Origin of the sequence: Vibrio sp. 10N.261.51.F11, assembly GCF_041471665.1 — a bacterium.
In the GTDB taxonomy this organism is placed as follows: domain Bacteria; phylum Pseudomonadota; class Gammaproteobacteria; order Enterobacterales; family Vibrionaceae; genus Vibrio; species Vibrio crassostreae_C.
On sequence record NZ_JBFROW010000030.1, the window covers coordinates 72,438 to 81,000 of the forward strand.

6 protein-coding genes are annotated in these 8,563 nt (G+C 42.5%); 2 read left to right on the top strand and 4 right to left on the bottom strand.

What is annotated here, in order from left to right; genetic code table 11:
- Positions 1-92: 92 nt before the first annotated feature.
- The 3 genes from AB4351_RS09990 to glgX form a co-directional block, all read right to left on the bottom strand.
- The gene (locus tag AB4351_RS09990; protein WP_017072289.1) at positions 93-821 is read right to left on the bottom strand and encodes a tRNA (adenine(22)-N(1))-methyltransferase TrmK; all 729 of its coding nucleotides are present in this window, start codon (positions 819-821) and stop codon (positions 93-95) included.
- 131 nt (positions 822-952) lie between these two features.
- Positions 953-2,695, bottom strand: coding sequence for a diguanylate cyclase domain-containing protein (locus AB4351_RS09995; protein ID WP_372125828.1), 1,743 nt, complete (start codon positions 2,693-2,695; stop codon positions 953-955).
- A 240-nt stretch (positions 2,696-2,935) separates the two neighbouring features.
- Positions 2,936-4,921: a glycogen debranching protein GlgX gene (glgX, locus tag AB4351_RS10000; protein ID WP_372125831.1), complete on the bottom strand. Its 1,986-nt coding sequence runs from the start codon at positions 4,919-4,921 to the stop codon at positions 2,936-2,938.
- Positions 4,922-5,355: 434 nt separating this feature from the next.
- Between glgX and lamB the strand changes: the two genes are divergently transcribed.
- On the top strand, positions 5,356-6,720 hold the full coding sequence (gene lamB, locus AB4351_RS10005; protein ID WP_372125834.1) for a maltoporin LamB: 1,365 nt from the start codon (positions 5,356-5,358) through the stop codon (positions 6,718-6,720).
- 165 nt (positions 6,721-6,885) lie between these two features.
- Positions 6,886-7,710 carry a MalM family protein gene (locus AB4351_RS10010; RefSeq protein ID WP_104216187.1) on the top strand — a complete coding sequence of 275 codons (825 nt, stop codon included), beginning with the start codon at positions 6,886-6,888 and terminating at the stop codon, positions 7,708-7,710.
- A gap of 102 nt (positions 7,711-7,812) precedes the next feature.
- On the opposite strand, the gene AB4351_RS10015 is transcribed toward AB4351_RS10010, so the two are convergent.
- A complete protein-coding gene (locus tag AB4351_RS10015; RefSeq protein ID WP_017058851.1) occupies positions 7,813-8,142 on the bottom strand; it encodes a hypothetical protein in 330 nt (109 codons plus the stop codon).
- Positions 8,143-8,563: the final 421 nt, after the last annotated feature.

The window sequence follows — 8,563 nt, forward strand, 5'->3', positions numbered from 1 at the left end:
CGATAGCATTAATAAAGCCGATAGCTCATTGAACTATCGGCTTTTTTATTAATTTGACTTTCTTAATATTCAAACCATTAAGTTAGTACTTACTATGGCTTAACCGCCTGGTAAGCATCAATAATATGCTTTACTTGGCTAGGTTTGCCTTGCTTCTCTTGTCCTTGATGGATACGTAAGTAGTGCTGCAATGTTTTGGCTTTGTATTGCTGTGATACCTTCACTTGTTCATCACAACTTGGTGTCCAGATCTTGTCACCGACGTTTGATATCTCGCTAACGGTTTGGCTCTTTTCTGAATCACCGCGACTATTACTCACCAATAAAATCTCGTAGTAACGACGGTTCTCTTCAATCAACACTTCATCAATAAGACCAAAATGGATCGCCTTTAAATGGCTTCTCAACTCGAATTGCTGATGCACCGGACAAAGCAAGAAATCGATCGCTTTGTCTGGGTGTTGACGATGAATATCATCGACGAGCTTTTGAGTAAGATCGCCACCGACACCCGCAATAATAACTAGGTGTTTGCCTGTATGTTTCTCAAGCGGAATAGCGGCGACATCCATGCAGTAGACTTGCCATTGGCTGCTAACCGTTTGTTCGGCTCTGTTATCTTGCGGAAAGTAGCGCGCTAGCTTGCCTTCAAGCTCACTCATCAGAGACGGGACAATGTCGACAAAGTGAATCTGAGGCGCTTTATTATCCGATAACAGTTGAACACCCAAAAAGCCATGATCACAGCAACAGTCCCAAATATGCTGGTAGTCATTGCTGACAAGGGAGTGGAGAGTTTGCAGTCGGTTACTTAGCTTCATAAGGTTCGCGTCGTTAGAAAAGGGGTGTTGTCTTATCGAAGGCGCATTGTAATGACTTTCTAGAAAAACAAAAGCATCTAGGGTGTGAATCCTAGGTGCTTTGTAGTGGCTACAGAATTGTTAGTATAGGTTTACGATGCTTTGGCAATGGCTCTGATATGGCCTTCCACTCGGTTCTTACCAAGTTGTTGCGCGATAAGCTTTGCCTGTTCCGCCAGCGCTAAAGCTGAGTCTGTTTCGCTTTCTATTTGCGAGTATCCCACGCTAACCCCTAGCGATAAGGTGATATCTGGAGTGACGATGGTTTTCTCCGCGATTGCGACTCTGCACTGGTCTAGCTGGAATTTGGCATCTTTCACATCATTGGCTTTGAATAATACTGCGAACTCCTTTCCTCCAACACGAGCCAAGCAAAGTCCCTTTGGCTTGGGGAAGTAACTGCGTATCGATTCTGCAGTCAGCTTGATCATCTTGTCGCCCACCGCTTCACCGTAGGCTCGGTTTACGTGGTCGAAGTTATCGATATCAAGCAGAGCGACATAGGTATCGGGCTCGCTCACGTAGTTTTCGATGGCGATGCTGAAACTGCTCTTATTGTCTAACTGCGTCATCAGATCTTTGCTGCTCAATTGATGTTGAAGCAGTAAGTTAGACAAAGAGACTTCAGTGTAATCACGGATCATTCGTAGAATACTCTGGCTGATCGGTAAGTTTGCGTTTACGTACAACACTGCGATCAACTGCTGACGAGAGTGCAAAGGAATACAGTAATGACGTTGGTGTATTTTGAGTTTACACGCCAGTGGATCGGCGTACTTACCACTTCGGTAAGCCATAGTGTCCGGTGTAAATCGCTCTGCAAGGGCTTTGTCACAATGTACCGTGGATTTGTTTCCGTGATAGTCGATGGTACTGAATGCGTGGTTCTCAAGCTGATAGAGACAGAATTGAATGCCTTTTTGGTAGGTGAAACTATCCAGTATGGATTTTAACTCTCGCTTAAAGCTTACAAGGTCATCGACTTTATTCAGTTGCGACAAGGACACGTTCAAACGATAAGCCAGATAGTTGGCACCAATCCACAATAGCAGGAGTGAGCCCAGTACTAAGCCCGTCAACGTAAATTGATGTGAGCTGGTTAAGATGTCATGGCGGTCAGTGCCCGCAATGAACACCCAATTTAAGCTGTTGTCTGCGTCAAATACTGATATTTTGAAGTTATCTTGATAGTAATATTCGTGCTTACCAACGGTTTCACCTTGTGAGAGTTGGTGGCTGATCCCTGCATGGAAGCTGATGGATTTAGAACCGATACGCTGTGGATCCGGGTGGAATACCAGTCGCTCTGTTGCTCTGTCTACAACAAATACATAGCCATTATTAAGCGTTTTTAAATCTCTTAAACCTTGCGTGGTATGCATTAAATCAAACTCAATCCATATTTCTTCGTTGAGCTTTTCTGCAGTGTGTTTAACGGCGAAAACCCATCGTCCATCGGCTTTTTGGTAAACGGAAGAGATGTAAAAATCTTCTACAACACCGTCTATTGAATGCCATTGTATTGTGGCGATTTGTTCATTGGAAAGAGGAAGGCCACGAGTGGAGACATAATGTTGGGAGTTAGGTTGGTATCGAACGATATCGGAGAAATTTGGTGTTCTTCTTAGAATATTATCACTCAATTCTCTGAATTTTTTATCACCGATTGGAGCCGTTTTAGGCAAGCCTAGACTGGTTTCTAAAAAATAGAGTTTGCCGAATGTGGCTTCGATGTTGGAACGAATGGTAGAGCTTGCGATACGAATGTTTGATGATGATTGTTCTGTTGCTGCTGTTTCTACTTTTTCAAGCTGAGTCATAGCAAGATAGAGCATCCCTCCAGTTAATAAAATAATGTATGGTTTAAAAAGCCGAATTAATGTTTTAGGTAAAGCCATGATATCCAAAGACGTTATAGATTCATTTTTATAGTACGGCAATACTAAACAGTTTCATTAACCACATCAATGCAAATGATTCCATATGAATGAATGATTTTTGTGATATTCAGCTAACAAAAAAGCCAGCTGTAAATATAACTGGCTTCTATGGTTTTCGGTGTTTTATTAAGCTGACTAAGCTTTTGCTTTAATCAAATCAGCCTGATCTGGCGAATAGTGCAAAATTGCCATCGAAGTTGGCGACAACAACATTTCACCTTCTGCATGACCGGGTTTAACGTTTCGCAAGTTGGTATCACAGATGGTTACCCAGTTTTGTTCACGGTCATTCGGTAACGAGAAACGTGCTGGCGCATTGGTTTGGTTGATAAGATAAATTAACTCGTCGCCATCTTTACCAATACCTAAATGCAAAGCGACTGAGCTTAAGCGGTTCCAGTCGTCATGCTCCATAAGTGTGCCATCGACGCGGCTCCAGAAGATGCGGTTAGAGTTACGCTTTTCGCCACTGAATGCTTTAATAAACGGCACCATGTATTGCTGACGAGCAGAGATCATTTCAGATAACCAAGTCTTGAAGTAAGTCTTGCGCTCTGAATCTTCCCAGTTAAGCCAGCTGGTCACGCCATCTTGGCAGTAAGCGTTGTTGTTACCTTTTTGAGTATGAGATAACACATCGGCCGTCAAAATATGAGGAATACCAAAAGCAAACAGCAGGCTCGCCATGAAGTTTCGTTTCTGCTTTTCACGTGTCGCAATAACTAACAGGTTTTCGGTTTCACCTTCAACACCGTAGTTTTCAGAACGGTTGTCACCGTGTCCATCGCGGTTGTTCTCACCATTCTCTTCGTTGTGCTTATGCTTGTAAGAAACAAGATCCTGCATGGTGAAACCATCATGATAAGTGATGTAGTTGACGGTTAATTTATACGGCCAGTGCGCAGCACTGTAGATGTCACGTGACCCCATCAAACGAGTCGCAAACTCTTTTAGGTAGCCTTGATCACCACGCCAGAAGCTACGTGTGATGTCTCGTAGTTTGTCGTTACACTCATTCCAGCCTAGCGGGAAATTACCCACTTGGTAGCCATTCGGACCGATGTCCCAAGGTTCTGCAATGAGCTTGGTTTCTTTAAGTACAGGGTCTTGAGCCACAGCTTTAAAGAATGCAGCCTCAGGGTTGTAGTTGTCACCTTCGCGCCCCAGTGTTGCAGCCAAATCAAAACGGAAGCCGTCAACTTGGAACTCACTTACCCAATAGCGAAGCGTATCCATCACTAAGTTGAGTGCTGGCTGGTGGGTGAGATCAACGGTGTTACCACAACCAGTAAAGTTCGCGTAATGGCAGCCATGTTTAATGTAGTAGCGGCTATCTAGCGCTTTGAGGTTGAAGGTTGTACCACCTTCGCCACCTTCTGCTGTGTGGTTGTACACCACGTCTAGAATGACTTCGATGCCATTTCGGTGAAGTTCACGAATGGCGGTTTTGAGTTCATTAACAGCGTCTTTTTCTGCGTAGCGTGGGTCTGGCACCATGAACAAGTATGGGTTGTAACCCCAATAGTTCACTTTATCCATGTCCAATAGATGAGGTTCATGCATGCACGCAGCAACGGGTAGAAGCTGTAGCGAGTTGATATTTTGTTGTTTGTAGAACGCAAGCATTTCAGGGCTCACTAACCCTAAGTAACGACCTTTAGTATTGGCAGCCACTTCTGGGTGCAGTTGAGATAGACCTTTTACATGCGTTTCAAAAAGAACGGTATCTTCGCGGCTAATGCGTGGCTTTTCTACATCTTGCCAATCGAAGGTGTCATCAACAACGACACATTTCGCCATAGCAAAGCTTTTTTCATTGGTATATGGCGTGACGTAATCGAGCGGTTCGCTTATTGCTTTGGCATACGGGTCTGAAAGCAGGATAGGGCCATTGTCCGTTTCGGCAATGAAGCCGTATTTTTGCCCCGCTTTAATACCATCAATAAAGACATATCTGATATCAGCGTATTCATTTTCCAATTTATAAGTGGTGAATTCGTCGTTCTCGTCAAAAAGAGCGAGTGAAAGAGATTTACAGTCAGGAGAATAAATAGAGAAGTTGCAGCCAGTGTTACCTAGCGTTGCGCCTAGCGGATAAGGGCGAGCGAGCGTTCTAGTCATTGCTTGATTTCTTGTTCGTTTATCGACATCAGTGAACTATAAGTAAAAAGCTTTGTCACAGTAAGGTCAAGCAACTTCACAGATTAATTACGGTAAAAAAAATAATTCATCGATGAAGTTCAAATTATATATTTGAGCTAGATCTCACTTATGTTGAATAATTAGATCTGTGTGCTGTCTACTCCTCCTATATTAAGTGATCTACCTCTTTAAAACACCATTCTGTATATTTTCTACTCCCCTCTAGTCCCCCTTAATTAACTTAGGGGCGGAGGAAGTCAAACTTGTCATCCCCTCTTAATATTGACCCCGTTGAAACGAATCAGGGGAAACCCTAAACCTCTCTATCTTACGACTACCATTACTGCCTTTGGTTGCCGCAAGAGAGCAAAAATATAAAAACCTAAAATAAATCGTCCTTAATGGAGTTAAGAATGAAAAAAGTAAGTTTGATTGCTGCAGCAGTGGCAACTACATTAGCTGCTGGCTCTGCGTTCGCTGTAGATTTTAATGGTTACATGCGTGCTGGTACTGGTATTAGCGGAAATTCTGGCGGTGACGTATCTGTAAACAAAAATGGTGTTGGTCGTCTAGGTAACGAAAATGACAACTACTCTGAGTTTGGTTTTGCAGAAGAGCTAAAAACTGGTGAGCAAACGTGGCGTCTAGAGTCAATGATTGCTTCTGGTGCAGACGGCGCAAATGGTTGGGAAGACGGTGACTTCAACGTTGCACAATTTGCTGTTAAAGCCAAAGGTGTAATCGCTTCAGATAAAGAAGCAACGCTTTGGGCTGGTAAAACATACTACCAACGTAAAGATATCCACATCACTGATTTCTATTTCCTGAACACATCAGGTACCGGTGGTGGTATTGAAAACTTATCTATTGGTGACCAGAAGCTTTCTGTTGCTCTGATTCAAGATAATGGCTCTCAAAATGTTGAAAATGGTACAACTGCTGTATTAACAGCTGCAGGACAAGCGAAATTGAAAGCTTGTAAAGGTAGCGCAACTTGTGAAAAAGCAGTACTAGATGACGCTAGTAACTATGAAGACGCAACTGCTTATAAAGGCGAAACAGTTAATGGTTATATCGCAGATGTTCGCTTAGCAAACATTGGCCTGTGGTCTGATGCGTCTCTAGAAGTTGCATTAGCTTACAACTTTGCGACTGAATCAAGTGGTCAAGATGTTCAAGCTGATGATGGCTTGATGGTTACTGGTATCATTCACCAAGGTATGGACAATGGTTTTAACCAAACTGTTCTTCAATACGGTACTAACGGTTACGGTGCTCAAATGTCTAGCTTCGGTGGTTCAGGCGCATGGTATGACCGCTCTGGCGCTCAAAATGACGCAACTGGTTACCGCTTGATTAACTGGGGTGTAATGAACCTTGGCGAATCATGGGAAATGGGTCACCAACTAGCTTATCTAGCGGGTAGTGACATCGGCGGTAAAGATAGCAGTGGTAACTACACTGGCCAAAACTTTGATATTGACCAGTACTCTGCTGTAGTTCGTCCAATGTACAAGTGGAACGACACAATGCGCACAGTATTTGAAGCTGGCTACAATGCTGGTGAGAAAATTTCTGATGGCGGCCTAGCGAAAGAAGATTTCGGTAACGCTAAATTCACGGTAGCTCAAGCTTGGGCTATGGGTGACAGCTTCTGGGCTCGCCCTGAAATCCGTGTTTACGGTTCTTACATCCTAGACACTGAAAATGATAACGCATTTGGTACGAATGAAGATACTGAATATGTATTCGGTATCCAAGCTGAAGCTTGGTGGTAAACACTTAGCTTAACAAATCCTAAACTGTCCTAATTCATAGCCGGCTTGCGTCGGCTATTTTTTTAAGGAATGTACAATTAAGTTGATCGTTCTCTAGCTGAATAGTTTTCTTTGTGGTAATTAAAGTTAGTAAATTTCTTAAAAAAATAACAAAAAGGAAGGGGTATGTATTTTAAAGCTCTAATGTTGAGTGGCTGTGTTGCGTTGGCCGGTTGTCAATCTGCACAAGTAGTTGAGCAAGTGCAAGTGGCACAAGCTGAACAAGTTAACTCTATTGCTGCCCTTCAATTTGCAGCAATGAAACTACCTAGTTCTGTAGTTTTTGATGTAACGCCAGAAAGCCAACACCTAAACTATCAATCTATTAATAGCCCTGTGGTTGCTGTTGAACTTCCAGCAAATCGTGGTGAGTATTCATTAACAATTTCAAGTTTGATTGGAGATACAGCATTTGTCCCACGTGCAGTGATCTTTGATAAAAACGGTAAAGAGTTAGAAAGTTATGGTAAAGATGACTTTGAATATAAGAAACCTAGAATGCATCTGGGTAATCGACTTGTTGCCGAAAAAGAGTTCTTCCCTCCTCGTACTGAAGACTCTGTTTTCTTAATTGTTTATACAGACCAGAAAGATATCGGTGGCTTTACTGATGTGATTCACCCTGCTCGTTTAGATGCAGAAGGGCGTGGTAATTATCTACCTGAAGTTAAAGATATTCCACTTCCAAACGCTAGTGTTGGTAAAGTAGAAGTTACGATTGATAAACCAAGCTTCTTCTCATTTGGTTCAAGCAGTGAATCTAACGCTAAGCCAGCGGCTGCTAAGATAGATACCATTCAACCAGAAACACAAACTTACTACCACAATGCAATTCAAACAGCAGTAAGTGAAGATAATATTCCTAAAGCTCTTAGCTTATTAGATGAAGCAAAAGCCCTTGGTATTGAAGGTGCACAAGAAGCCTTTGTGCGAGCCGTCAACGCCAAGTAATATAGATAAAGGGTTCCTTTAAAAGTGCAATGCTTGTAAGTTAAGCATCGGTTAGCATCTTCTAAGGAACCCTATCGAATACCGCTTTAATGTATATGCTTTTTATTTGCAATGTTCAGCAACTTTCTCGCCTAAAGGGACTTCTGTATTTTCGCATTTTGATACGTGACCAGTAGTCGTTTCCCCTGCTTTATCCGTTTCCATATATTGATCAACATTACCGTTGCTTTCAAGTGTTTGCAGTGCCTGTTTGTGCGCGGCATTTTCAGCTTGTATTTGTTGCGTTGTTGCAGTGCTAGGAGTATGTGCCAGGGCGCGAGCAGCGTCGGTAGATTCTACAAGATCAGTGGTATTAGCCAAAGCCATCCCGCCCATCAATGCTGTAGTCACGATGCCCATTTGGATGGTTTTGATGATATGTTTACGGTTCATGGAAGTTTTCCTAATCAAAATTTAACGACACCGCAAACAACTGCGGTGTTTTGCTGTTGATAGAATATTACATCGAGAATTGAATGTATTTTAATCGTAATTGTAGGGCGTAACCCTTCAAAAAAGGCTGCCAGGATTAATTCTGTTCACTTAAGGGAGAGCGGCATTCCTACTATGATATATCGTTAAGATCTGGTTTTAACGGTTCTAAGGAATATCCTTTCCCTTTAGTTCTAAGTTTTCAGCCATGTAATCGAATGTAGGGGCTATAAAGTATGGTTGGAAATGCCCCGAATTTTAATGGGCGATGCAGTTGTTTATTATTTGCTTAAATCTGCTGGGTTCAATAGTTGTAAAAAAGGGAGACTGACGTCTCCCAAAGGCTAGCTTTCGCTTGTTTTAGGCTTTGTTTCCTAAATCA